General features: G+C 68.5%; 20 protein-coding genes. 9 read left to right on the top strand and 11 right to left on the bottom strand.

Features of this window, described 5'->3' with window-relative positions:
- The 5 genes from rfbC (at position 1) to F1643_RS02775 (ending at position 4,523) form a co-directional block, all read left to right on the top strand.
- The gene (gene rfbC, locus F1643_RS02795) at positions 1 to 552 is read left to right on the top strand and encodes a dTDP-4-dehydrorhamnose 3,5-epimerase (protein ID WP_194910528.1); all 552 of its coding nucleotides are present in this window, start codon (positions 1 to 3) and stop codon (positions 550 to 552) included.
- A 73-nt stretch (positions 553 to 625) separates the two neighbouring features.
- Positions 626 to 1,693 (top strand): dTDP-glucose 4,6-dehydratase, encoded by a 1,068-nt coding sequence (gene rfbB / locus F1643_RS02790; RefSeq protein WP_149225213.1) that lies wholly within the window; start codon positions 626 to 628, stop codon positions 1,691 to 1,693.
- Entirely contained in the window at positions 1,690 to 2,580 is an 891-nt protein-coding gene (gene rfbD / locus F1643_RS02785) for a dTDP-4-dehydrorhamnose reductase (RefSeq protein ID WP_194910527.1), read from the top strand. The genes rfbB and rfbD overlap by 4 nt, the downstream gene beginning before the upstream one ends.
- A gap of 11 nt (positions 2,581 to 2,591) precedes the next feature.
- Positions 2,592 to 3,455, top strand: coding sequence for a glucose-1-phosphate thymidylyltransferase RfbA (gene rfbA, locus F1643_RS02780; protein WP_194910525.1), 864 nt, complete (start codon positions 2,592 to 2,594; stop codon positions 3,453 to 3,455).
- A 111-nt stretch (positions 3,456 to 3,566) separates the two neighbouring features.
- Positions 3,567 to 4,523, top strand: coding sequence for a UDP-glucuronic acid decarboxylase family protein (locus tag F1643_RS02775; protein WP_194910523.1), 957 nt, complete (start codon positions 3,567 to 3,569; stop codon positions 4,521 to 4,523).
- Positions 4,524 to 4,621: 98 nt separating this feature from the next.
- Here the strand turns inward: F1643_RS02775 and galE are convergent, their stop codons facing one another.
- The 8 genes from galE to F1643_RS02735 all read right to left on the bottom strand — a co-directional run bounded on the left by galE (position 4,622) and on the right by F1643_RS02735 (position 15,582).
- Positions 4,622 to 5,641 (bottom strand): UDP-glucose 4-epimerase GalE, encoded by a 1,020-nt coding sequence (galE, locus tag F1643_RS02770; protein WP_194910522.1) that lies wholly within the window; start codon positions 5,639 to 5,641, stop codon positions 4,622 to 4,624.
- 174 nt (positions 5,642 to 5,815) lie between these two features.
- Positions 5,816 to 7,216, bottom strand: a complete 1,401-nt coding sequence (locus tag F1643_RS02765; protein WP_255542347.1) for a DUF2142 domain-containing protein — start codon at positions 7,214 to 7,216, stop codon at positions 5,816 to 5,818.
- Positions 7,217 to 7,623: 407 nt separating this feature from the next.
- On the bottom strand, positions 7,624 to 8,067 hold the full coding sequence (locus F1643_RS02760) for a hypothetical protein (RefSeq protein ID WP_194910518.1): 444 nt from the start codon (positions 8,065 to 8,067) through the stop codon (positions 7,624 to 7,626).
- A 129-nt stretch (positions 8,068 to 8,196) separates the two neighbouring features.
- Positions 8,197 to 9,663 carry an HlyD family type I secretion periplasmic adaptor subunit gene (locus tag F1643_RS02755; RefSeq protein WP_255542330.1) on the bottom strand — a complete coding sequence of 489 codons (1,467 nt, stop codon included), beginning with the start codon at positions 9,661 to 9,663 and terminating at the stop codon, positions 8,197 to 8,199.
- A gap of 18 nt (positions 9,664 to 9,681) precedes the next feature.
- On the bottom strand, positions 9,682 to 11,928 hold the full coding sequence (locus F1643_RS02750; protein ID WP_206692275.1) for a peptidase domain-containing ABC transporter: 2,247 nt from the start codon (positions 11,926 to 11,928) through the stop codon (positions 9,682 to 9,684).
- A 5-nt stretch (positions 11,929 to 11,933) separates the two neighbouring features.
- The gene (locus F1643_RS02745) at positions 11,934 to 12,332 is read right to left on the bottom strand and encodes a hypothetical protein (protein ID WP_194910515.1); all 399 of its coding nucleotides are present in this window, start codon (positions 12,330 to 12,332) and stop codon (positions 11,934 to 11,936) included.
- Between the two features lie 197 nt (positions 12,333 to 12,529).
- On the bottom strand, positions 12,530 to 13,654 hold the full coding sequence (locus F1643_RS02740; protein WP_194910513.1) for a pre-peptidase C-terminal domain-containing protein: 1,125 nt from the start codon (positions 13,652 to 13,654) through the stop codon (positions 12,530 to 12,532).
- Between the two features lie 458 nt (positions 13,655 to 14,112).
- Entirely contained in the window at positions 14,113 to 15,582 is a 1,470-nt protein-coding gene (locus F1643_RS02735) for a mannose-1-phosphate guanylyltransferase/mannose-6-phosphate isomerase (RefSeq protein WP_194910512.1), read from the bottom strand.
- Positions 15,583 to 16,275: 693 nt separating this feature from the next.
- Here F1643_RS02735 and F1643_RS02730 point away from each other — a divergent pair.
- Entirely contained in the window at positions 16,276 to 17,220 is a 945-nt protein-coding gene (locus F1643_RS02730; protein ID WP_012978551.1) for a replication protein RepA, read from the top strand.
- Between the two features lie 198 nt (positions 17,221 to 17,418).
- Here F1643_RS02730 and F1643_RS02725 read toward each other — a convergent pair whose 3' ends face one another.
- Complete coding sequence (locus F1643_RS02725; protein WP_255542329.1) at positions 17,419 to 17,910, bottom strand: hypothetical protein; 492 nt, start codon at positions 17,908 to 17,910, stop codon at positions 17,419 to 17,421.
- Between the two features lie 137 nt (positions 17,911 to 18,047).
- Positions 18,048 to 18,719, bottom strand: a complete 672-nt coding sequence (locus tag F1643_RS02720) for an aspartyl/asparaginyl beta-hydroxylase domain-containing protein (RefSeq protein WP_194910510.1) — start codon at positions 18,717 to 18,719, stop codon at positions 18,048 to 18,050.
- Positions 18,720 to 18,885: 166 nt separating this feature from the next.
- Here F1643_RS02720 and F1643_RS02715 point away from each other — a divergent pair, with 166 nt between their 5' ends.
- Positions 18,886 to 20,139, top strand: a complete 1,254-nt coding sequence (locus F1643_RS02715; RefSeq protein WP_194910508.1) for a glycosyltransferase family 4 protein — start codon at positions 18,886 to 18,888, stop codon at positions 20,137 to 20,139.
- Here F1643_RS02715 and F1643_RS02710 read toward each other — a convergent pair.
- Positions 20,136 to 21,554 carry a tetratricopeptide repeat protein gene (locus tag F1643_RS02710; RefSeq protein ID WP_255542328.1) on the bottom strand — a complete coding sequence of 473 codons (1,419 nt, stop codon included), beginning with the start codon at positions 21,552 to 21,554 and terminating at the stop codon, positions 20,136 to 20,138. The two genes, F1643_RS02715 and F1643_RS02710, sit on opposite strands and share 4 nt — an antisense overlap.
- A gap of 345 nt (positions 21,555 to 21,899) precedes the next feature.
- Between F1643_RS02710 and pseB the strand changes: the two genes are divergently transcribed.
- Positions 21,900 to 22,964, top strand: coding sequence for a UDP-N-acetylglucosamine 4,6-dehydratase (inverting) (pseB, locus tag F1643_RS02705; RefSeq protein ID WP_206692270.1), 1,065 nt, complete (start codon positions 21,900 to 21,902; stop codon positions 22,962 to 22,964).
- The gene (locus F1643_RS02700; RefSeq protein ID WP_194910505.1) at positions 22,964 to 24,229 is read left to right on the top strand and encodes an aminotransferase class I/II-fold pyridoxal phosphate-dependent enzyme; all 1,266 of its coding nucleotides are present in this window, start codon (positions 22,964 to 22,966) and stop codon (positions 24,227 to 24,229) included. The genes pseB and F1643_RS02700 overlap by 1 nt, the downstream gene beginning before the upstream one ends.
- The last annotated feature ends 74 nt before the right edge of the window (positions 24,230 to 24,303 follow it).

Below are 24,303 nucleotides of genomic sequence, written 5' to 3'. Positions count from 1 at the left end.
ATGGACGTCGCCTCCCTCGACATTCCCGACGTTAAGATCATCCGCCCGAAGAAGTTCGGCGACCATCGCGGCTTCTTCTCGGAGACCTACACCAAGAAGACGTTCGAGGCGGCCGGGCTGCATTACGACTTCGTCCAGGACAACCACTCGCTGTCGGCCGAGGTCGGCACGGTGCGCGGCCTGCATTTCCAGCTGCCGCCCTTCGCCCAGGACAAGCTGGTTCGGGTGGTGCGCGGCGCCATCCTGGACGTGGCGGTCGACATCCGGAAAGGCTCGCCCACCTTCGGCCGGCATGTCAGCGCGGTGATCAGCGCCGCCGACTGGAACCAGATCCTGGTGCCGATCGGCTTCGCCCACGGCTTCTGCACGCTGGAGCCGGACACCGAGGTCATCTACAAGGTGACCAACTATTATTCGCCCGAACATGACCGCGGCCTCTTGTGGAACGATCCGGAGCTGGGGATCGACTGGCCGGTGTCGGCCGACAAGGCACAGCTTTCGGACAAGGATCATAAGCATCCGACCTTCGCCCAGCTTGGCGACTGGTTCTGACGGCGCTATTGGGTTTCGGCTCTTTTTTGCCCTGTGGGGCTTTGGGCCCCGTTTTTGGCGGTAAGGTGGTTTGATGACGCGCATTCTCGTCACCGGCGGCGCCGGTTTCATCGGCTCGGCGGTGGTCCGCCAGCTTCTCGCCGAAACCGACGCCTTCGTCGTCAATGTCGACAAGCTGACCTACGCGGCCAACCTGTCCTCCCTGCCGGGCGCCGAGGGCAACCCGCGCTACGCCTTCGAGAAGGTCGACATCTGCGACGCCGCCGAGCTGCGCCGGGTCTTCGACACCCACCAGCCCGACGCGGTGATGCATCTGGCCGCCGAATCCCATGTCGACCGTTCGATCGACGGGCCGGGCGAGTTCATCCAGACCAACGTCGTCGGCACCTTCCGCCTGCTGGAAGCGGCGCGCGGCTACTGGTCGGCCCTGCCGGCGGAGCGCAAGGAGCGCTTCCGCTTCCACCACATCTCGACCGACGAGGTGTTCGGCACGCTGGGCGACGACGGCTTCTTCACCGAGACCACCGCCTACAGCCCCAACTCGCCCTATTCGGCCAGCAAGGCATCGAGCGACCATCTGGTCCGCGCCTGGCACGAGACCTACGGGCTGCCGGTGGTGTTGACCAACTGCTCCAACAATTACGGCCCCTACCATTTCCCGGAGAAGCTGATCCCGCTGATGATCCTGAAGGGTCTGGCGGGCGAGAAGCTGCCGGTCTACGGCAAGGGCGACAACATCCGCGACTGGCTCTATGTCGAGGACCATGCCCGCGCCCTGCGGCTGGTGCTGGAGAAGGGCCGGATCGGCGAGAGCTACAACATCGGCGGCCACAACGAGCGCACCAACCTGGAGGTCGTCCGCGCCATCTGCGCGCATCTGGACGAGATGAACCCGGCCGGCGCCCCGCACGACCGCCTGATCAGCTTCGTCACCGACCGCCCCGGCCACGACAAGCGCTATGCCATCGACGCCGGCAAGATCGAGCGCGAGCTGGGCTGGACGCCGCAGGAGACCTTCGAGAGCGGCCTGCGCAAGACGGTCGCCTGGTATCTGGAGAACCGCGACTGGTGGCAGGCCATCCTGAACGGCTCCTACCAGGGCGAGCGGCTCGGCCTCAAGGAAGAGGGAGCCGCCCAATGAAGGTTCTCGTCCTCGGCAGCAACGGCCAGCTCGGCTTCGAGCTGATGCGGGCCAACTGGGCGCCCGGCACCGATGTGGTCGGGCTGCCCTATCCCGAGTTCGACGTGACCCGGCCGGGCGACGTGGAAAAGGCGGTCGCCACCCACGCGCCCGACCTGCTGGTCAACGCCACCGCCCACACCGCCGTCGACAAGGCCGAGAGCGAGGTCGACCTGTCCTTCGCCGTCAACCGCGACGGGCCGGGCGCCATGGCGGCGGCCTGCGCCGCGCGCGGCATCCCCTTCATCCATGTGTCGACCGACTATGTGTTCGACGGGACGAAGGACGGCCTCTACACCGAGGACGACCCGATCAACCCGCTGGGCGTCTATGGCGCCAGCAAGGCGGCGGGCGAGGAGACGGTGCGCGCGGCGACCCCTCGCCATGTCATCCTGCGCACCTCCTGGGTCTACAGCGCCTACGGCAACAACTTCGTCAAGACGATGCTGCGCTTCGGCAAGGAGCGCGAGGAGATGCGGGTGGTCGCCGACCAGCACGGCTCCCCCACCGCCGCCGCCGATCTCGCCGCCGCCATCGTGCGGATCGCCGGAACGATTGAGAAGACCGGCGCCGCCGCCTGGGGCACCTACCACCTGACCGGCAGCGGCTACACCACCTGGCACGATTTCGCCGAGCATATCTTCCGACGGCTGGAAGAGCGCACCGGCAAGCGGCCGCGCCTGACCGCCATCGGCACGGCCGACTATCCGACCCCGGCGCGCCGCCCGGCCAACTCGCGGCTGGACTGCTCCCGCGCCAAGGAGCGGTTGGGCGTGACCTGCCCGCCGTGGCAGGAGAGCGTTGACCGCGTGATCGACGAGCTGTTCACCAACCCGCCGCAGGCGTGAGGACGAAGACCATGAAGGGCATCATCCTGGCCGGCGGCTCCGGCACCCGGCTCTACCCGGTGACCCGGGCGATCAGCAAGCAGCTGCTGCCGATCTACGACAAGCCGATGATCTATTTCCCGCTCAGCACCCTGATGCTGGCGGGCATCCGCGACATCCTGGTCATCACCACGCCGCACGACCAGCCGCTGTTCCAGACGGTGCTGGGCGACGGGTCGCAGTGGGGCCTGAACCTGACCTATGCCATCCAGCCCTCGCCCGACGGGCTGGCCCAGGCCTTCATCATCGGCCGCGAGTTCGTCGGCAACGATCCTTGTGCGCTCGTTCTCGGCGACAACATCTTCTACGGCCACGGCCTGACCAACCTGCTGCGCGCGGCCGGCGAGAAGACCGACGGCGCCAGCGTCTTCGCCTATGGCGTGCGCGACCCCGAACGCTACGGCGTGGTGGAGTTCGACGGCCAGGGCCGGGCACTGAGCATCGAGGAGAAGCCGGTTGCCCCGCGCTCCAAATGGGCGGTGACCGGCCTCTATTTCTACGACAACGACGTGCTGGACATCGCCGCCGCGGTGAAGCCGTCGGCGCGCGGCGAGCTGGAGATCACGTCCGTCAACGCCGCCTATCTCGACATGGGCAAGCTGTCGGTCGAGCAGATGGGCCGCGGCTATGGCTGGTTCGACACCGGCACCCACGACAGCCTGCTGGAGGCGGCGGAGTTCGTCCGCACCATCCAGCACCGCCAGGGCCTGCAGATCGCCTGCCCGGAGGAGATCGCCTACACCTCCGGCTGGATCGACGCCGAACAGGTCCGCCGCTTGGCGGAGCCGCTGAAAAAGAACGACTACGGACGCTACCTGCTCGGGCTGCTAAGCTGAAGGATCAAGCGGCCCTCCTGCCGCGTTGTCCCTTCGCGGTTTGCCGGCGGTCCGCCTTGTGACGGCCGCCGGATACCGCCATTGCCAACAGCCAAGACAGGAAGGCAGCCCTTGCCGGCCCTTACCAACCGAAAGCGTGTCCTCGTCACCGGCGGCGCCGGATTCCTGGGATCCCACCTGTGCGAACGGCTGCTGGCGGCCGGGAACGACGTGCTGTGCGTCGACAACTTCTTCACCGGCAGCCGCGACAACGTCCTGCACCTGCTGGACAACCCGCATTTCGAGCTGATGCGCCACGACGTGACGTTTCCGCTCTATGTCGAGGTGGACGAGATCTACAACCTGGCCTGTCCGGCCTCGCCGATCCATTACCAGCACGACCCCGTGCAGACGACCAAAACCAGCGTGCACGGCGCCATCAACATGCTGGGGCTGGCCAAGCGGGTGGGGGCGCGGATCATGCAGGCCTCGACCTCGGAGGTCTACGGCGACCCGGCGGTGCATCCGCAGCTCGAGGAATATTGGGGCAACGTGAACACCATCGGCCCGCGCGCCTGCTATGACGAGGGCAAGCGCTGCGCCGAGACGCTGTTCTTCGACTATCACCGCCAGCACAAGCTGGACATCAAGGTCATCCGCATCTTCAACACCTACGGCCCGCGCATGCACCCCAACGACGGGCGCGTGGTGTCGAACTTCATCATCCAGGCGCTGAAGGGCGAGCCGATCACCATCTACGGCGACGGCCAGCAGACGCGGTCCTTCTGCTATGTCGACGACCTGATCGAAGGCTTCCTGCGCTTCATGGACACGCCGGCGGGCGTCACCGGCCCGATCAACCTGGGCAACCCCGGCGAGTTCACCATGCTGGAACTGGCCGAGAAGGTGATCCGCCTGACCCGCTCGGCCTCCAAGATCGAGCACAAGCCGCTGCCGCAGGACGACCCCAAGCAGCGCCAGCCCGACATCGCCAAGGCCCGCGCCCTGATGGACTGGGAACCGGTCGTGCCCCTGGAAGAGGGGCTGGACCGCACCATCGCCTATTTCCGCGGGCGCTTCTTCGGCTGAGAGGGGACTATCCCCCTCTCCCCCCGGGGAGAGGGTCGGGGTGAGGGGGATGCACAGCGTGGATTCTTGGGTGAGGGCCGCCGCGCGCCCCCCTCACCCTAACCCTCTCCCCGGGGGGGAGAGGGGATCATGAGCCGTTCCTCCCAGGCGAGCGCCGAGGCGACGATGGTCTCCAGGTCGGCGTGGCGTGGGGTCCAGTCGAGCGTGCGGCCGATGCGCTCGACGCCCGCCACCAGGGCCGGGGGGTCGCCGGCGCGGCGCGGGCCGATGCGCATGGGCAGCGGCTTGCCGGTCACCCGCTCCACCATCGCCAGAACCTCGCGCACCGAATAGCCGCGGCCGTAGCCGCAGTTCAGCACCTCCGACGCGCCACCCGCCTCCAGATGGCGGAGCGCGGCGACATGGGCGTCGGCGAGATCGCTGACATGGATGTAGTCGCGCACGCAGGTGCCGTCCGCCGTGTCGTAGTCGTCGCCGAAGATCTGCAGCTCCGCCCGCTGGCCGGTGACGGTCTGGGCGGCGATCTTGATCAGGTGGGTGGCGACCTTCGACACCTGGCCGGAGCGGCCCTGCGGGTCGGCCCCGGCGACGTTGAAATAGCGCAGCGCGACGTAACGCAGATCATGCGCCGCCGCGCTGTCGCGCAGCATCCACTCCGTCATCAGCTTGGAGGAGCCGTAGGGGTTGATCGGCTTGGTCGGCGTCTGCTCGTCGATCGGCAGGCGGTCGGGCATGCCGTAGACCGCGGCGGTGGAGGAGAAGATGAAGCGGCCGATCCCGGCCTCGACGCAGGCCTCGACCAGGGCGTGGCTCTTCACCGTGTTGTTGCGGTAGTAGGCGAGCGGCCGTTCCACCGATTCCGGCACGACGATGCTGCCGGCGAAATGCATCACGGTGCCGATGCCGTGGCGGGCGAAGGTCTCGGCCAGCAGCGCCTTGTCGCCGACGTCGCCCTCGACCAGCGGAACGCCGTCGGGTAGGGCGGAGCGCCGGCCGGTCGACAGATCGTCCAGCACCACGACGGCGCGCCCCTGGTCGCGTAGCGCCAGCACCACATGGGAGCCGATATAGCCGGCGCCGCCGGTCACCAGCACGGTCGCGTTGTCGCTCGTGGTCATTTCCGCTCTTCGTCTTTGCCTTGGGGGCGATTGGATCAGAGTCGGAAGATAGTCGTCCGCCCATGCTGCACTGCGGGCTTTTCCGCCGAACGGACGACATCATTCGAACGACCTCCAACGCCCCGGCCCGATCCCGATCTCCGGCCGGATGGGGAGGGAGCCGGAAAGAGCGGCTTAGTCGAGGTAGTAGCGCAGGATGACCGTCCGCTGGAGCACCAGGATGCTGACGATCGGGAAGAGCCACACCATCCAGGTCAGGCCGCGCCCGAGCACGGGCGCCCAGCCCGAAGCCCCGCCGGAAACCGGTTCCTGCCGGCCGCTCGCGAAGGCCAGCGGCAGCAGGGCCGCCAGCGGCAGGAAATAGCGCCCCTGCACGCCGTCGACCCACAGCTGGCCGACCGGCGTCCACACCATGTAGAGCGCTCCGAACAGCAGCGCCCCGGTCGCCAGCACGACGGCCAGCGTCACCGCCGAGGCGCGGGCCGGCGCCCCGGAATACCAGTCAGCCAGCCGGCGGCCGAGCAACATCGGCAGGAAGGACAGCAGCAGGACGAGGTAGGCGGCATCGTAATAGGGCTTGGGCAGCCGGGTATCGACCCAGCCGAGAATGCCGACGAACTGCTGGTAATACTCGTGGCCCCAGACCTGGAAGGTCTTCACGGCGATGGTGAAGACGGCCAGCGGGTTCTCCAGCAGGAAGCGGAGCTGGCCCATGGCGTCGGTGGGAGCGTCCTGGCGGATCAGCGGCGTCTGCACGGCGAGCGCCATCCACACCGCCCAGCCGACGGCGGCGGCCAGCGAGGCGGCGACGGCGAGGCGCTTCACCGCCGCCCGCTCGGCCGGGACCGCCAGCGGCATCAGGCAGAGCAGGACGTAGGGCTGCTTGGTCATGCCCACCAGGGCGAAGCAGGCGGCACTGGCCCAGACCTCCGCATTGCGCAGCGGCCGGCCTTCGGACAGTGCCCGGGCCAGGAAGGCGATGCCCAGCGCGGTGACGGTGATGACCAGCCCGTCCTGGCTCATTGAGGCATAGAGCGAGACCGACATCGGCAGCAGCAGCACCGCGAACAGCGGCAGATGCGCCCGTCCGGCCAGCAGCAGGGCGAAGAAGCCGACGACGACGCAGGTCAGCGCGTTGGCCGAGCGCGCCAGATACAGCGTCTGCACCACCGGCAGGTCGAGGGCCTTGCCGAGCGCGATGGCGGCGGCCTGCGGCAGGTAGAAGAAGGGCGGGTAGGGGGCGGTGTTCTCCGCCGCCACGTTGAAGACCCGGCCGTCCCAGCGGGCGGTGAAGGCCCTGGCGTAATCCTCCAGGTTCGCCCTCTCGTCCGGCTTGAAGGGGACGTGGTGGAAGGGGAAATAGGCCTCGATGATCGCGACATCGGACGGGCCGCCCGCCGCGATCCGCCCGTCGGTCGGAACCCTGGCGGCCACCCAGTAGCCGTGGGTGATCATGTTGGCCCGGTAGATGTGGGCGGGCTCGTCGGCGGTCTGGAAGGGCGGAAGGCTCCAGACCAGAAAGAATGCCGAGATGGTTGCCAGAACGGCGAAGAGAAAAGGACCAATCCGCTGCATCACCAGACCTGTCGCTGAATGGGCTGGTGGTGGGTACTCCATCCGCCGGGCGGGCGCCACTTGGAAACTGTGACGCAGCAGGAGGCGGGGAGGGCGGGGCGGACGATACTCCCTGGAAAATGCCGGCTTTCCTCAAACAAGAACAAAGGACACGGGAGCCGCAGTCCTGTCCCTGAAGGGTGAGAAGATTGACAACCCTTATCCTTGGATCGATATTCCTCCCGTGGCCACAAGGCACGAGCCCAAGCGCCCAAAGGGTACCAGCCGCATCACCGGCGACAGCCGGTGCCTGGACCCGGAGTAAGAGGGCCGGCCGTGCGGAAGCCGGTGATTGCTGTTCGCATCAATCCTGCGTGCCTCGTGGCCACCAACTCCCACCCTGTCCTTCGATGCCGCTGTTCCGGAAGTCATCTCTCCCAGATCAGCTTGGCGCCGCGTTTGTTGAAATCGGGCAGACGGACGAGGGGATAGCCGGTTATCACCTTATATTGCGCCGCTGGGATCCCGATCGGGAGAACATGGCTGTATTCGGCAACCACCACCGTCTTGACGACACCGTTGAACTTCAGAAGCCAGAGCCTGCCATCCCGCTCCAGGTAAAGCTTCTGGTAACCGCTTGCCGCGATCTGCACATACTGCTCGACCCGCATGTTCCGGTAATAGTGCTCGATCTTTGCCTTGTGCTTCCATTCGATATGGGTGAAGCCGAAAGACTTGTCGCCGACCGGCAGGATCACCGTGCCGGCTTGACATAAAACGCTGCCGCGATGATCTGCCACATGCGGAATGTTCCCAAAGGAAAACGACCCGTCCGGCGCCATGACAGGGGTTTCCTTTGACGGCACCAGCATCGATTCCTGCCTTACCAAGCACACGGAACGGGGGATCGGCCATCCTACAGGCGGTTCCCACCCTTCCTTATACTACCTTTTCAAGAGGGAAGCCCAACACCCGCATCTTCCGGGAAGAGTCATCATCCCTTACGGCTCGCGGATGCTTTCGTCGAGCACGCGGATGACGGGGTAGAGGAAGTAGGACAGCACCGAGCGGGTGCCGACCCGGATCTCGGCCGAGGCGACCATGCCGGGGCTGAGGTTGGTGCCGGCGGGCACCGCCTCCAGCCGGGTGTCGGTCAGGCGAATGCGGGCGCGGAAGACGGCACCGGGACCGGCGCGGGGAGCGTCGGGGTTGGCGACGCCCCCTTGGGCTCCCTGGGGATCGTGGGTGAAGGCGTCGGCGCTGATGGTGCGGATTTCGCCGGGCAGGGTGCCGTGGCGCTGGAAGGGGAAGGCGTCCAGCTTCACCCGCACGAAGTCGCCGACGCGGACCAGACCGATGTCGCGGGACGGGATTTCCGCCTCCACCTCCAGCGGCACGTCGGCGGGCACCAGGGTGACCAGCGGTTCGGCCTCCCGGATGACGGAGCCGACGGAGCGCTTGGCCACCTCAAGGACCACAGCGTCGACCGGGGCGGTCAGGGTGACCAGCGAGCGGCGGCGTTCGGCCTTGGCGATCTGTTCCACCAGGGTGGCCCGCTGGCGGGTCTGCTCAACAAGCTCCTCCGCCGTCTTGCGGCGCCATTCGTCGATGAAGGCGGCACGGTCGGCCTGGATGCCGCGCAGTTCGTGCGCGCTCGCCTGCTCGCGGTCCTGCAGGGCGGTCAGCTCGTCGCGCATGCGCAGCCGCTCGACCCGCGCCTCCAGCCAGGTCAGGCGGGATCCGGTCTGGCGTTCCTGAAGCTGGCGGCGGATGTCCTCCACCTCGCCCACCACGGCGAGCCGCTCGGCAAGGCCGGCCTGGGCGCGGCGGCTGGCGGCGATGGCGCTGTCCAGTTGCCCGGCCTTCTCGTCCAGCGAGGCGAGACGGGAGCGGTATTCGGCGCGGCGGCGCTCCAGGATGGCGGCCTGAACCGCGGCATCGGGGTTGTTGGCGGGGGTGAAGTCGCTGCCGTCCAGTTCGGCGCGCAGCCGGCCGATCTGCGCCTCGACGCCGGCGAGCTTGCCGGTCAGGTCGGCCAGATCGGCCGCGGCGAAGGTGGGGTCGAGCGTCGCCAGACGGTCGCCGGCCCGCACCCGGTCGCCGACCTGGACGTCGACGCCGCGCACCACCGCGGTCTCCAGCGGCTGGGCCACCACCAGCGGCGCCGTGGTCACCAGCCGTCCGCCGGCGGTGACGATGCGGTCGACCTGGGCGAAGCCGGCCCACAGCACCAGCGCCACCAGCAGCCCGGCCAGCACATAGAGGGTGGAGCGCGCCAACCAGGGCAGCGGCGCATGTTCGATGGCCGCCCCGTCCGGCAGATACTCCAGCGCGAAGCCCGGCGGCGGGGCCGACGGGGCGGGCAGGGCGGTACTGCGGCGGGCTGGGGACGGGGGAGCTTCAGCCTTGGCCGGGACGACCTCTCGGCCGGTATCGGCCTGTGTTGCGTCCTGCTCCATCTCGGGCATCGGTGCATCCGGCATGGCTCAGCGCCCCCGGTTCTGCTGCTGCCACAGATGCCGGTATTCGGCACAGCGGTCGAGCAGGATTGGGTGGGGGGCGAGGTCGAGCAGGCGGCCCTGCTCCAGCACGGCGATGGTGTCGCAGCCCGTCAGGGTGGACAGCCGGTGGGTGACGATCAGCACGGTGCGGCCATGGGCGATGCGCCGCAGGTTGGCCATGACGATGGACTCGCTGTCGGGGTCGAGCGCGCTGGTCGCCTCGTCCAGGATCAGCAGGCGCGGCTGGGGCAGCAGGGCGCGGGCGATGGCGATGCGCTGCTTCTGGCCGCCGGACAGGTTGCTCGCCCCCTCCTCCACCAGCGTGTCGTAGCCGTCGGGCAGGCGGTGGATGAACTCGTCGGCGCCGGCCAGCCGGGCGGCCTCGACGATCTCCTCGCGGCTGGCCTCGGGCATGGTCATGGCGATGTTGTCGCGGATGGTGCCGCGGAACAGGAAATTCTCCTGCAGCACCACGCCGATGGAACGCCGCAGATGGGCCAGATCCAGTTCGCGGATGTCCAGCCCGTCATAACGGATGGTGCCGTCCTGCACCGGGTAGAAGCCCTGGAGCAGCCGCATCAGCGTGCTCTTGCCCGAGCCGCTGCGCCCGACCAGCCCGACGACGGAGCCGGCCGGCACGGTCAGGGTGACGCCGTCGAGCGCCGGCGGGCGGTTGCGGTCATAGCGGAAGCCGAGCCCCTCGATCTCGATGCGGCCGATCAGGGCGGGGCAGGCGCCGCTGCCCTCGCGCCTGGGCTCGGCCGGGTGGTTCATCACCTCGCCCAGCATGCGGACGGAGAGCGCGGTCTCCTGGTACTGGTGGATCAGCGAGACAATCTGGACCAGCGGCGTCACCACCCGGCCCGACAGCATCTGGAAGGCGATCAGGGCGCCGACCGACAGCTGGCGATCGAAGACGTCGAAGGCGCCGACGGCAACCACCGCCACCATCATCGCCTTCTCCAGGAACTCCGTCACCGTGCGGGCGGCGATGGAGATGCGGCCGACCCGGTAATGGCTGGTCACCGCGCGCGCCGCCTTGCGGTCCCAGCTGCGGCGCTGCTGCGGCTCCAGGGCCGAGGACTTGACGGTGCGCATGCCGTGGATGGTCTCCACCAGCATGGCCTGCCGCTCGGCGTCGGCGTTGTAGAGCTCGCCGAGCCGGCTGCGGTAGATCGGCACCAGGGCGACCATCACGCCGGCGATCAATCCGGCGAACAGCAGCGCCACCAGCGTCAGCTTGACCGAATAGAAGAACAGCACCGGCAGGAAGACCAGCAGAACCAGGCTGTCCAGCACGGTGGACAGCAGGTTGCCGGTCAGGAACTCGCGGATGCGCTCCACCTGCTGCATGTGGCGCACGGTGACGCCGGCCGAATGCCCGTCGAAGAAGGTGATCGGCAGGTCGAGCAGATGGCCGAAGGTGCGGTTCAAGAGGCGGATGTCGATGCGGTTGGCCGCCGCCAGCAGGATGAACTGGCGCAGGAAACGGAAAGCCGCCTCGAACAGCAGGGCGCCCAGCACGCCGATGGTCAGCACCTGCAGCGTGGCGATGGTCTCGTTCACCAGCACCTTGTCGATCACGATCTGGAAATAGACCGGGACGGCAAGGGCGAGCGCGTGCAGGACCAGCGCCGCCGCCACCACGTCGCGGAAGGCGGATTTCTGGCGCAGGATCTCCGGCACGAACCAGCGCAGGCCGAAGGGCTGGCGCGGGTCGGCGAGGCCGTGGCGCGGCTTGAGGAAGACCAGCTCGCCGTCCCAGCGCTCCAGGAAGCGGTCACGCGGCACGTCGATCGGCTCCAGCCGGTCGGCCAGCGGATCGACGACGCCGACCATCGGTTCCTCGTCGGGACGGGACGGACGCGACAGTCCGATCAGGATGACGGTGTTGCCGTTGGTCAGCCGCGCCAGCAGCGGGAAGACCGGGGGCAGGGCCTGCAGGGCCTTCCAGTCCAGCCGGCGGGCGGTCGCCTTGAAGCCGGTGGCGGCGGCGATGCGCAGCAGATCGGCGGTGGACGGCTCGCCGTTTGGTCCGCTGGGGCCGGGAGCGACGCAGGCGCGCAAGGCGGCCGGCGAGGCCGACAGGCCGTGATGGCGCGCCACCAGCGTCAGGCAGCGCAGCGCGGTGCTCCCGTCCGGGTCGCGTCCGGGATCATGCGCGGGTTCGTGATCCGACCCACGACCGGCACCGGAAGCCGCGGCGGGCGGCGTCGAACCTGCGTCGGGCATGGCGATCAGCCGAAGTTCGGCGAGCGCGGCGGGCCGGGCCGGACGGGCGGAGAGGCCGGTGCCTGCACCGCCGACTGGGCCGCCGGATGGCCGGCGGAGGAGGCGCCGTGGGGAAGCGGGGGGACGGAACCGGAAGCCGCCGTACCGGCGCCGGGCACCAGCACGCCGGCGGCCTCCAGCCGCTGGCGCATGCCTTCCAGCGCGGAAAGGCTGGCGAGGAAGCCCGGCAGGCTCATCACCAGCCGCTGGCGGATGGCGGGCAGCGGCTGGCCGTTGTCGTCCTTGCGCAGGGCCGACAGGCTGAACAGGTCGATGCGGACCATGCCGTTGCCGAAGCCGATGTCGAAGACCCCGTCGGCATAGAGTTCGGGGATGCGGTCGTCCGGCGGCGGCTCGATGGTCATGCGTGTCTCGGTGGGGAATGGTGTCAAAGCAAAAAAACCGGGGCGGAAAAGCCCGGGGGCGCTCCGACCGTTTTACCCGAAAGACGGGAAAACCACCAAGTCGGAGCGCCCGCAGGACAGTCCCGGCGCTTAGAAGTCACAACAGGGTTAAGCCCCCTCTCCAAAGGGAGAGGGGAGCCCTGCCGGTGGGACGGCGATCAGCCGAGCTGCGTCACCGACAGCGTGTAGCTGCCATAGCGGGAGCCGACGCCCGCCACCTGGAGGGTGTGGTTGCCGGTCGTGGTCGGGGTGAAGGTCAGCTGCGAATTGAGGCCGACACCCGAATCGTCGTCGTAGCGGAGCAGCGAACCACTGCTGTCGAAGACGCGCAGGTAGGGGTTGGTCAGGGTGCCGCGGCCGGTGTCCGCCCCCTCCAAGTCGATCTGGTAGCGGACGCCGCGGGTCAGGGCGACGTTGACGCTGTCGCGCTCGTACGGGAACGACAGGACGTCGGACACCGGCGGGAAGACCTCGGTCAGGCTGGGCTGGCTGACGCTGACCTGATAGGTGCCCGCACCGCCGCTGGCGAAGCTGCCGGCGGACAGGTAGTAGGTCCCGGTCTGGGTCGGACGGAACTGGATCAGCGCATCGCGTCCGGTGCCGCCGTCGTCATCCTGGGCCAGCAGGCTCCGGTTGCTGTCGAACAGGCGCAGATAGGGGTCGTTCAGCGTGCCGTTGCTGGAGCTGGAGCCGTTCTGGCGCAGCGTATAGAGGATACCCCGCTGCAGGGTCACGGCATAGGTGTCGGTTTCACCGGCGATGCTGAGCGTGTCGGTGTGCGGAGTGCCGGTGGTCGAAAGCGTCGGGATCGTGGGGCCGCTGTTCACGGGCTGCATCGGAACGATGCGGCGCCCTTCGAAAATTCCGAAGTTCCGGTAGTGCTCCAGGGCCGCGCGGTAACGGTCGTTGCTGCTGCTGCCGCCGATGGCCGACTGCAGATCGGCGTTGGCCGCAAAGTAGGACGCGATGTCGACGCTGGAGAAATCGTAGCTGGTGGTGCGGTTCTCCCGATAGCCGAAGGAGATGAAGTGCTGAACCGCCAGCGAAGCCGAGGAGAAGCCGAGGTCGGTGTTCGCGGCCATGTACCCCGACGCGTCGAAGCTCGTGGTCCGGGTCTCGCGATAGCCGACGGAGATGTAGTGCTGGACCGCCGTGCTCGTGTTCAACCCCACCTGGAGCAGGTCGGCGTTGGCAGCCAGATAGCTCGACGAGTCGAAGGTCGTGGAACGGCTTTCGGTGCGGCCCGCAGCGAGATAGTGGCTCTCGGCACTGCTCAGGCTCACACCGGCCCGAATGAGATCGGGGTTCGCAGCCAAATAGCTTGCAGCATCAAATCCGGCGATAGGCATTCTTCTACCCCCCAATAAAATCTATGCCACGAGCCCATCAGGCAAACGGCGTTCAGAATTTTATTTTTAGGTAATTACCGCGGATCAATGCTGCATTATGGCGCGCTTATGCATTCCTTTAATACTATGTCTATATTTTACCAGACGAATTTTTATCAACGCATACGCTTGTATCGTCATTATTTTTCCGATTCCGGTTGCTTGTGTATGTTTTTTGCCGGCTTCACAAGAGCCACAGTGTGGATTTGCTCATTGAATGCAAATTGAGAGGGCGGGTTTCGAAAGACTTCCCGAATCATTTGCACTCAAAAAGAAACAGCCCCTGATGGAGAACCATCAAGGGCTGCAAGTCGAAAAAGCCGGGCAGGATGCCGGCAATCCGGAGCGACCGCTCAGTTGCGGCCGTAGACGTCCTCGAGCCGGACGATGTCGTCCTCGCCCAGATAGGAGCCGGACTGCACCTCGATGATGGTCAGCGGCACCTTGCCGGGGTTCTCCAGCCGGTGGACCGTGCCGATCGGGATGTAGATCGACTGGTTTTCGTAGACCATCACCTGCTCCTCGCCGCGGGTGACCAGCGCGGTGCCGTTGACCACCACCCAATGCTCGGCACGGTGATGGTGCTTCTGCAAGGACAGGCGCGAGCCGGGGGCGATGGTCAGGCTCTTCACCTGGAAGCGGTCGCCGGTGTGCAGCGACTGGTAGGAGCCCCAGGGGCGGTGGACCCGGCGGTGACTGACGGACTCGCTGCGCCCCTCCGCCTTCAGCCGGTCGACGATGCGCTTGACGTCCTGGGCCTGGGAGCGGTCGGCGACCAGAACGGCGTCGTCCACCACCACCACCACGGCGTTCTCCACCCCGACCACGGCGGTCAGGTGGTTGTCGCTGCGGACGTAGCAGTCGCGGGCGCCCTCCAGCAGCACGTCGCCGACGACGACATTGCCTTCCCCGTCCTTGCTCCCGACGTCCCACAGCGCCGACCAGGCTCCGACATCGGTCCAGCCGATCTCGCAGGGGACGACGGCGGCGCGGTCGGTGCGCTCCATCACCGCATAGTCGATGGAGATGCTGGGCGCCTTGGCGAAGGCGGCGGCATCCAGGCGGAAGAAGTCGAGGTCCTTGGACCCCTGCTCCAGCGCCTCGCGGCAGGCGGCCAGCACCGCCGGGGCGTGGCGCTCCAGCTCGGCCAGCAGGCGGGCGGCCGGGAACAGGAACATGCCGCTGTTCCAGGCATAGGTGCCCTCGGCGAGATAGCGCTCGGCCACCTCCAGCGACGGCTTCTCGACGAAGGCGGCGACGTTGTAGGCGCCGTCGGCCTCGTCCATCGAATGGCCGCGGCGGATATAGCCGTAGCCGGTCTCCGGCCGGGTCGGGGTGATGCCGAAGGTGACGAGGCGGCCGGCCTGGGCCGCGCGGGCGGCGATGGCGACGGCCCGGCGGAAGGCGTCGGCGTCGCGGATCTCGTGGTCGGCCGGCAGGATCAGCAGAAGCGCGTCCGGATCGTCGGCCGTCACCGCGAGCGCCGCGAGCGCGCAGGCGGCGGCGGTGTTGCGGCCGGCCGGCTCCAGGATGATGCCGCGCGGGGTGCAGCGCGACTGGCGCAGCTGCTCGGCGGCGAGGAAGCGGTGTTCCTGGTTGCAGATCACCAGGGGGGCCGAGAAGACGGCCTCCACGGCCGCGCCGGGCTGCGTGGAACCGGGTTGCGCGCTGACCCGCAAGGCGGTGTCCTGCAGCATCGTCCGGTCGGAGCAGAGCGGCAGGAACTGCTTGGGATACAGTTCGCGCGACAAGGGCCACAAACGGGACCCCGTACCGCCGGACAGCAGCACCGGGACGATCTTCTGCGCGGAATTGCCGTTCATCCTGCCGCCATCTGTTGTGTGAGCATGTGTTCGGGCGCCGGGAAACCCGAGGTCGGAACCGAGGGCCGGCGCCATGGCGGTTCGTTATAGACCGCGCTTTCCGCGCTCCACAAGCACCCCTCCGAGACCCATCCGACCGGGGCGCCCCTTCCGGGAGGAGGCGAGACAAGACTCCAAACGGGACGGCTCCGCTATCCGGAAACCGGGCCAACGGCCAGGTCCGAGGTTGGAGTCTTGTCGCGCCCCCCTGCCCGGCGGTCCCCGCAGACCGCGATCGGACGGGCGATCGGGGAGAACCCAAGGGGACAGGGGCGCGACAGAACTCCAAACCGGCCCCCGGACCGGACCGATGCGGAGCCGTGAATCAAGAGCGGGTCACGGCCGATTCGCCTTCGCGACTCGGAAACGAGCGAATCGGAAGCGATTCGGGGTCGAATCGAAATGTCCCGCCTGGAGTCTTGTCGCGTCGGCCGAAAAATCCACAGGCAATGCGGACTATCCGCTGGAGTCTTGTCGCGGGAGTTCTGGAGTTTTGTCGCGCGACTCGCGATTCTCTACTGGAGTCTTGTCGCGCAAACTATTAACTGAATCAAATAACCGTACAAATAGTTTGAGCGACAAGACTCCAAATTGCTGGCACTAACCGGCCGTGATATAGGGTTCCTCGCAAAGTCGTGCCAAGGTCAGCTCGCTATGGGACAGATACATACCCTGATCACCCAGCTTGGACGCGACCAGGCGAAGGCGCTCCAAACCGATCCGGATCAGCGTTCGCTAGTCGACGTCGCCGCTGCCGTCCTCGAAGAGGAGCGGCAGGAGCTTGGCATCACCTATTCGGGTTTTGCGCTGACCGCGCTTCCGCATCGTCGTCTTCCCGACGACCAGCCGTGGGAGCGTCGCGGACATAAGATCCGCTTGCTGATCGAGCCTGGACGACTGCCGATCCGCAACGGCGGCTTTAAGCTTTACGGCGTTCCCTACGGCAGCCGCGCGCGGATGATCCTGCTGTATCTGCAGACCCGCGCGATCCAGACCGACAGCCGCGAGGTCGAGCTGGGCCGCAGCATGCACGAATGGCTGGACCGCATGGGCCTGTCGGTGGGCGGCCAGACCTATCGCGACATCCGCGAACAGGCCTCGCGCATCGCCGCCTGCAACCTGACCTTCGCCTGGGAGGACGCCCACAGCATCGGCTTCGAGAAGGGCTCGATCGTCAAGGGCGGCATCCATTTCTCGGCCAATGCCGGGGCGGAGCCGGGCCAGGGATCGCTGTGGGAAGACCGCGTCCTGCTGTCGGAGGCCTTCTTCCGCGAGCTGAAGGCCCACCCGGTGCCGATCTGGGAACCGGCGCTGCGCCACATCCAGAACAACAGCACCAGCATCGACATCTATATCTGGCTGGCCTACCGGCTCCACAGCCTAAACCGCTCCACCCCGATCACCTGGCCGGCGGTGTTCGAACAGTTCGGCGCCGGCTACAGCCGCCTGCGCGATTTCCGCAAGCGCTTCATCGAGGCCTTGCAGCTGGCGCTCGCCGTCTATCCCGACGCGCGGGTGGATGTGGAGGAGCAGGGGCTGATGCTGCACCCCTCGCCGCCGCCGATCCCGGAGCGCAAGTTCGCCCAGCTCTGCCGGTGAAACTGCGGGGCTGTCATAAGACGCTTTCAGCACCCGATCCGTGCGACCGTCATCCCCGCGAAGGCGGGGATCCAGCTTTCCTGTATAAGCCCTTAAAATAACTGGATTCCTGCTTTCGCGGGAATGACATCTTGCAAACGTTCGAGACTGGAGCGGGGGCGTCCCACCCCCTGCGACAAGACTCCAAACTCCGCCCCCTCAGGGGTTGGCGCGCAACGCCTTCGCCAGCGGGTCGAGCAGGCGGCGGAGCGTTGAATCCAAAAGGCTTTCGTCCAGGCTGCCGGACAATGCCAGGGCCTGGGGCGGCGTCATGAAGAAAGGCGCGCCGGCGGCGGATCCGCTGCGCTGAAGGGTCGCCGCGAGCGACAGAAGCCGGTTTCCGCCTTCCGGCCGCAGGGTGGCGTGGACCAGCAGCAGCAGGGTGCCGGGATCGGCGATGCGGGCGTCGTTGGGGGAGAGCGCCGCAACCGCCGGGCCGGAAGCCAACAGCCCCGACAGCACCGCGGCGGCGCGGCCGCACAGAGCCTCGTCGCCCAAATCCGGAACAGGCCCGCCGTCGGCGTCCACCGCGCAGAGCAGGCCGACGCGCTCGACACGCTGGAAGAAGGGCAGGGGCGACATGGCGGCGGCCTCCGGGATGTGAAGGAACAGGCTTGCGGCGAGCAGCAGCGCCGGGCGGATCCGCATCATCGCACCTCTTCGGTATCAGCGGTGGGCTCGGTGTCGGCGGTGGGGCCGGCATCGTCCGGCGGGCGGACAGCTTATAGGCGCAAGGCGGCCGGGGCGGAACGGATGCTTACGGGGGGCCTCGGGAGGACCCCAGTTTTTCAGGCCGGCACCGGCTCCCGGTTCGCTATGAGACTGTTGATCGCCTGCTCCGCCAATGCCGAGCGGAGCGGCAGCCGGCCGTACAGCTCCGGCGGGGCGAGGGAGCGGGCGCGGTCGTCGCTGACCACGTCCACCAGCAGGACGATCCGCTGCTCGTCGACAGCGTTCTCCACCTGGTGGGGGAAGGTGAAGTCGCCGGCCCACGGAGTCCCGGCCGGATAGGCGGCCGGGCTGTCGCCGATCCAGGTGACGGCGGCGGGTGGGGCGATGATCGGCACGATCAGCCGCGCTTCGGGCTGGTGCAGGCCGGCGCCGTCGTAATGCCAGCGGAGCAGGCCGCCGGGCTCCTGCCGGTGGACGTAGCAGGACAGGATGCGGCAACCCAGCCCCTCCAGCAGGGCGCGGGCGCTCGGCATCATGTCCAGCGCCGGGGTCGGCCGGCCGGTGGCGCGCAGGTTGTCGGAGCCGAGCCCCTCCTCGATCAGGGTGATCGACGACCAGCTGCCGTCGCCGGCCATGAACATGCGCCCCTCGTCCCCCGTCGCCGCGTCGAGGGCCGCGAACTCGCGCTGGAGCGGCGCCGGGTCGGTGCGGACGGTCAGCGGGGCGTGCAGCATCAGGCCGCTGCCGGCGGTGACCTGCTGCCAGGGATGGAGGGGGCGGGACTGCATGGCGGGCGAGCCGTTCGGTTGTGGTTCCGTTCAGTTCTTAAACTTTTTCCGGGAGATGTGCCAGTCGGGGCGTCCCGATCGAGCGGATGGTCTTATGCATCGACAGCGGCGATGGATGGTTGCAGGCTGTCGCCCCCGTTCTCCGTCTTCCGGACATCGTCCTTCCATGCGGATCCTGTTCGTCCACCAGAACACCCCCGGCCAGTACAAGCATCTCGTCCGCCATTTCGCGGCGGATCCGGCCCATCAGGTCGCCTTCATCGGCAAGGTCCGGCGCGAGCTGCCGGCCGGGGCGCAATTGGCGCTCTACCGGCCGACGCGCGAACCGGGCGAGGCCACCCATCCCTATATCCGCATGTTCGAGGGGCAGGTGCTGCACGGGCAGGGCGCGGTGCGCGCCGGTCTGGCCCTGCAGAAGGAAGGCTTCACCCCCGACGTGATCTGCGCCCATCCCGGCTGGGGCGAGGCCTTGTTCCTGAAGGATCTGTTTCCGGACGCGCGGCTGCTGCTCTATTGCGAGTTCTTCTACCGGGCCGAGGGCTCCGACGTCGGCTTCGATCCGGAGCGGCCGGTGACGCTGGAGACGCGCTGCCGCATCCGCACCAAGAACGCCACCCTGCTGACCGGGCTGGACGCGATGGATTGGGGCGTCAGCCCGACGGAGTGGCAGCGGCACCAGCATCCCGATGCCTTCCGCCCGCGCATCTCGGTGATCCATGACGGGGTCGACACCGCGGTCTGCCGGCCGGATCCGGCCGCCACCGTCACCCTGCCCGACGGCCGCACCCTGTCGCGCGAGGACGAGGTGGTGACCTATGTCGCCCGCAACCTGGAGCCCTATCGCGGCTTTCCCACCTTCATGCGGGCGGCGGCGGAGCTGCTGCGGCGCCGGCCCAAGCTGCATATCCTGATGGTCGGCGGCGACGAGGTCAGCTACGGCGCCCCGCCCGAGGGCGGCGGCACCTGGCGCGAGACAATGTGGCGGGAGACGATGCTGGACGCCGCCGGCGCGCCCAGGCATGAGGCGGCGCGGCTGCATGTTCTGGGCAAGCTGCCCTATGAGCAGTACCTGTCGGTCCTGCGCGTCTCGCGCGCCCACATCTACCTGACCTTCCCCTTCGTCCTGTCCTGGTCGATGCTGGAGGCGATGGCCTGCGGCGCCGTGATCGTCGGGTCCGACACGCCGCCGGTCGCCGAGGTGATCGAGGACGGGGTGAACGGGCTGCTGACGGATTTCTACGATCACATGGGGCTCGCCGACCGGGTGGAAACGGTGCTGGACGACCCGGAGCTGCGCGCCGCCCTGTCGGCCGCCGCAAGGCGGACTGCGGTGGAGCGCTTCGACCTCGCCACCGTCTGCCTGCCGGCGCAGATCCGCCTGCTGCAGGACGTGCAGGCGGGGCGGAAGAGGGAGGGTTAACGGCCCGCCGCCATCCTCTCCAGATCCCCCCGCACCGCCTCGAACACCGGCGTCCAGTCCTCGTCCGGGCCCTGGCGGTAGAGGCGCATCGACGGGTACCAGGGGGTGGTCGGGCCGGTGCGGCCGTAGACCCAATAGGGGACATGCTGCACCAGGTTCCACACCGGCACCCCCAGCGAGCCGGCGAGGTGGGCGACCGAGCTGTCGGTCATGATGACCAGATCCAACGCCTCCAGGACCGCCGCGGTGTCGGCGAAGTCCTGCATCTCCGGCCCCAGCGCCGTGATGGGCGCATCGGGCAGGGCCTGCAGCTCGGCCTCCGGCGGCCCCTTCTGCAGGCTGTGGAAGACGGTGCCGGGAACCGACAGCAGCGGCAGGAAGCGCTCCAGCCCGGCGGCGCGGATGTGGTTGTCGCTGAAGCCCTGGTTGCCGGACCAGACGATGCCGACCCTGAGCCGGCCGTCGCGAGGCCCCAGCAGCCGGGCGGCCTTGGCGCGCGCCTCCTCCGGGACGGTCAGGCGGGCCGGCGGCGGCACCGTGGCGGCGGTGGTGCCGAAGCGGTGCGGCAGGCTCATGATCGAGCTGTGGACATGGTAGATCGGCGTCGGCGCCACGTCGCGCGGCACGAAGGCGTCGACCCCTTCCATCCCGGCGAACAGGCGGCGCAGTTCGTCGGCGCGTTCGACCACCACCCGGCGGGCGCCCAGCCCCTTCAGCAGCGGCAGGTAGCGCGCCATCATGATGGTGTCGCCGAAGCCCTGCTCGGTGGTGATCATGACGATCCTGCCGTCCAGCGGCTCGCCGGTCCAGCGCGGCCCCGGATGAGGGCGGTAGGCCTGCAACTGGTATTCGTCGAGCCAGTAGCGGCATTCGTAGTCGGCGAAGCCCTCCTCATACTCCCCTTCGTGCAGTCGGATCTGGGCGCGGCCCCAGCGGTGGCTGGGATACTCCGGCTGCAGGCGGATCAGCCGCTCCAGCGCCTCCCGGCAGGCGGGGAAGTCGCCGCGGCGCTGCAGGGTCACGGTCAGCCGGAACATGGCGTCGGGATCGGCGGGGGCGAGCGCCAGGGCGCGCCGGATGGCGTGCAGCGCCTCGGCATGCCGGCCGCAATGGGACAGGGCGAGCGCCTGCTCGGCCCAGGCGGCGCCCTGGCCGGGATCGAGGAGGAGGGCGCGCCGGCTGCTGTCCGCGGCCATGCCGCGCAGGCCCGGCCGGTTCAGCACCTTGCCGCGGATGACCCAGCCTTCGGTGTCGGCCGGATCTTCGGCCAGCCGGAACTCGATCGGCCGGGGCGGCGGCTGGGGGGCCGGCTGGAGCGGGGCGGCGAAGGGGGCGCCCGGGAAAGCGCCGGGGAAGGGCGGGAGGCCCGTCATGGGGGGAGCCGGCGGCAGGGGCGACAGGGGGGTGTTCGTCATGAACCGGCCAGCGGAGTGAAGAAGGGAAGGGCGGCGGGAAACTATAGAGAAGGCCGTTCGCCACCCGCAAGGCGCGACATCCACCAAACTGTGTCGCGCATGGGAGGTGCCGGCCGACGGTGCCGCCCGGCCCCCTCCCTTCCCGACGGGCCTTGCGCCGGGGGGCATCCTGAATTAACCCGATTGTCAGAAAGCACCGGTTACGGTCGGGGTTCATTTCGATCCCGATGCGGCGCCCGCCCCGGAGCATCCGGCCGGCGGGGTCCGGCCCGGCGGTTTCGAACGATGCGGCTTCAATGGACGGAACCGGCGGTGACGACACACTCCAGCAAAGCGGGCGGGGCCATGCCAGGGACTCCGGCGGATGGATCGGAGGAGTCCGCCCTGTCCGGGACCGGGCTGGAGGCGGGGCTGCGCATGCTGGACGGCCGGTCGGTCCTGATCACCGGGGGGACCGGCTCCTTCGGGCGCCGCTTCGTCGAGACGGTGATGCGCCACGCCGAGCCGCGCCGGGTCATCATCTTCTCCCGCGACGAGTTCAAGCAGTACGAGATGCAGCAGCGCATGCCGGCGGAGTGGGCGCCGACGCTGCGCTATTTCATCGGCGACGTGCGCGACCGCGAGCGGCTGGAGCTGGCGATGCGCGGCGTCGATTTCTGCGTCCATGCCGCGGCGCTGAAGCATGTGCCGGCCGCCGAATACAACCCGATGGAATGCATCCACACCAACGTCTACGGGGCGGAGAACGTGGTGCGGGCGGCGCTGTCGATGGGGGTGCGGCGCGTCGTCGCGCTGTCGACCGACAAGGCGGCCAACCCGATCAACCTCTATGGCGCCAGCAAGCTGGCATCGGACAAGATCTTCATCGCCGCCAACAACCTGTCGGGCGCGCTCGACACCCGCTTCGCGGTGGTGCGCTACGGCAACGTGGTGGGCTCGCGCGGCAGCGTCGTCCCGCTGTTCCGCAAGATGATCGCCGATGGCGCCGACCATCTGCCGGTCACCGACAAGCGGATGACCCGCTTCTGGATCACGCTGCAGCACGGCGTCGATTTCGTGCTGTCCTGCTTCGCCATGATGCAGGGCGGCGAGATCTTCGTGCCGAAGATCCCCAGCATGCGCATCGCCGACCTCGCCCGCGCCATGGCGCCGGACCTGCCGCAGAAGATCGTCGGCATCCGGCCGGGCGAGAAGCTGCACGAGGTGATGATCACCGAGGATGATTCCCGCCAGACCTACGAGTTGGCCGACCGCTACGTGATCGAGCCGGCCTTCGCCTTCTGGCAGCATGCGCCGTACGAGCGGCTGAACGCCCGTCCGGTGGCAGACGGTTTCCGCTATGCCAGCGACGGCAACGACGACTGGCTGGACGGCGAGCGGCTGCGCGACCTGCTGGCGGAAGCGCCCTGATGGCGGAGATGCCGTTCCTCCCCTACGGCCGCCAGTCGGTGGAGGAGGAGGACATCGCCGCGGTGGCGGCGGTCCTGCGCGGCGACTGGCTGACCCAGGGCCCGGCGGTCACGGCCTTCGAGCGGGCCTTGGCCGCGCGGGTGGGGGCGGCCGATGCGGTTGCCTGCGCCAACGGCACCGCGGCGCTGCGGCTGGCCTATGCCGCGCTCGGCATCGGGCCGGGCGACGCGGTGGTGGTGCCGTCCAACACCTTTCTCGCCACGGCGTCGGCCGCCCGCCACGCCGGGGCGGAGGTCGCCTTCGCCGACGTCGATCCCGACAGCGGCCTGATGGGCGTGGCCGAGGCCGAGGCCGCCATCGCCCGCGGCCGCAAGGCCGGCTGGCGCGTCCGCGCCCTCGCCCCCGTCCATTATGCCGGGCAGACCGCCCCGATGACCGGGACGGCCGGGCTGGCGGCACTCGCGCAGGCGGAGGGGCTGGCGCTGGTCGAGGATGCCTGCCACGCCATCGGCACGGTGGATCTGTCCCCGGATGGCGAGACGCCGGTCGGCGCCGGACGCGCGGAGGTGGAGGCGGGGTCGCTGACCGTCTTCTCCTTCCATCCGGTCAAGACCATCGCGGCCGGGGAGGGCGGGGCGGTCACCGGCGGCGATCCGGCGCTGATGGCGCGGGTGCGGCGCCTGTGCAACCACGGCATGATGCGCATGCCCGAACCGGGGGAGGGCTTCGCCGATCCCGACGCCGCGCTGGATGCGGAGGGAAAGCCCAACCCCTGGTACTACGAGATGGCGGAGCCCGGCTTCAACCACCGCCTCTCCGACATCCATGCGGCATTGGTGCTGAGCCAGCTCGGCCGGCTCGACCGCTTCGTGGAGCGGCGGGCGCGGCTGATGGCGCTCTATGCGGAGCGGCTGGCGCCGCTGGCCCCGCTGGTGCGGCCGCCGGTCCCGGTGCCCTGGTGCCGGCCGGCCTGGCACCTGTGCGCGGCGCGCATCGACTTCGATGCTGCTTCGGATGATGCTTTGGATGCTGGGGGGCGGACCCGTTCGGCCGTGATGACGGCCCTGCGCGGCCTGGGCATCGGCACCCAGGTGCACTATATCCCGGTCCATCGCCAACCCTACTGGCGCCGCCGCTACGGCGACCTCGCCCTGCCCGGCGCCATGACCCATTATGCCCATACGCTGTCGCTGCCGCTGTTCCCGGCCATGGCCGACGGCGACGTCGACAGGGTCGCCGCGGCGCTGGAACGGGTCCTGTCCTGACGGATGTCCAGCCGGCCATCCTGACGGAAGATCAGGGTCCGGACCGTTTCGCCCAAGCGATTCCGTTAGCGTTT

This window comes from Azospirillum sp. INR13, from assembly GCF_015390205.1.
Taxonomy (GTDB): Bacteria; Pseudomonadota; Alphaproteobacteria; order Azospirillales; family Azospirillaceae; genus Azospirillum.
This window is presented reverse-complemented; position numbering and strand designations above follow the sequence as displayed.

Bases quoted from the DNA above. Each gene is read 5' to 3' on its own strand.
- rfbC (WP_194910528.1), top strand. From the start codon at position 1: ATGGACGTCGCCTCCCTCGACATTCCCGACGTTAAGATCATCCGCCCG.
- rfbB (WP_149225213.1), top strand. From the start codon at position 626: ATGACGCGCATTCTCGTCACCGGCGGCGCCGGTTTCATCGGCTCGGCG.
- rfbD (WP_194910527.1), top strand. From the start codon at position 1,690: ATGAAGGTTCTCGTCCTCGGCAGCAACGGCCAGCTCGGCTTCGAGCTG.
- rfbA (WP_194910525.1), top strand. From the start codon at position 2,592: ATGAAGGGCATCATCCTGGCCGGCGGCTCCGGCACCCGGCTCTACCCG.
- galE (WP_194910522.1), bottom strand. From the start codon at position 5,641: ATGACCACGAGCGACAACGCGACCGTGCTGGTGACCGGCGGCGCCGGC.
- F1643_RS02765 (WP_255542347.1), bottom strand. From the start codon at position 7,216: ATGCAGCGGATTGGTCCTTTTCTCTTCGCCGTTCTGGCAACCATCTCG.
- F1643_RS02760 (WP_194910518.1), bottom strand. From the start codon at position 8,067: ATGCTGGTGCCGTCAAAGGAAACCCCTGTCATGGCGCCGGACGGGTCG.
- F1643_RS02755 (WP_255542330.1), bottom strand. From the start codon at position 9,663: ATGCCCGAGATGGAGCAGGACGCAACACAGGCCGATACCGGCCGAGAG.
- F1643_RS02750 (WP_206692275.1), bottom strand. From the start codon at position 11,928: ATGCCCGACGCAGGTTCGACGCCGCCCGCCGCGGCTTCCGGTGCCGGT.
- F1643_RS02745 (WP_194910515.1), bottom strand. From the start codon at position 12,332: ATGACCATCGAGCCGCCGCCGGACGACCGCATCCCCGAACTCTATGCC.
- F1643_RS02735 (WP_194910512.1), bottom strand. From the start codon at position 15,582: ATGAACGGCAATTCCGCGCAGAAGATCGTCCCGGTGCTGCTGTCCGGC.
- F1643_RS02730 (WP_012978551.1), top strand. From the start codon at position 16,276: ATGGGACAGATACATACCCTGATCACCCAGCTTGGACGCGACCAGGCG.
- F1643_RS02725 (WP_255542329.1), bottom strand. From the start codon at position 17,910: ATGATGCGGATCCGCCCGGCGCTGCTGCTCGCCGCAAGCCTGTTCCTT.
- F1643_RS02720 (WP_194910510.1), bottom strand. From the start codon at position 18,719: ATGCAGTCCCGCCCCCTCCATCCCTGGCAGCAGGTCACCGCCGGCAGC.
- F1643_RS02715 (WP_194910508.1), top strand. From the start codon at position 18,886: ATGCGGATCCTGTTCGTCCACCAGAACACCCCCGGCCAGTACAAGCAT.
- F1643_RS02710 (WP_255542328.1), bottom strand. From the start codon at position 21,554: ATGACGAACACCCCCCTGTCGCCCCTGCCGCCGGCTCCCCCCATGACG.
- pseB (WP_206692270.1), top strand. From the start codon at position 21,900: ATGCCAGGGACTCCGGCGGATGGATCGGAGGAGTCCGCCCTGTCCGGG.
- F1643_RS02700 (WP_194910505.1), top strand. From the start codon at position 22,964: ATGGCGGAGATGCCGTTCCTCCCCTACGGCCGCCAGTCGGTGGAGGAG.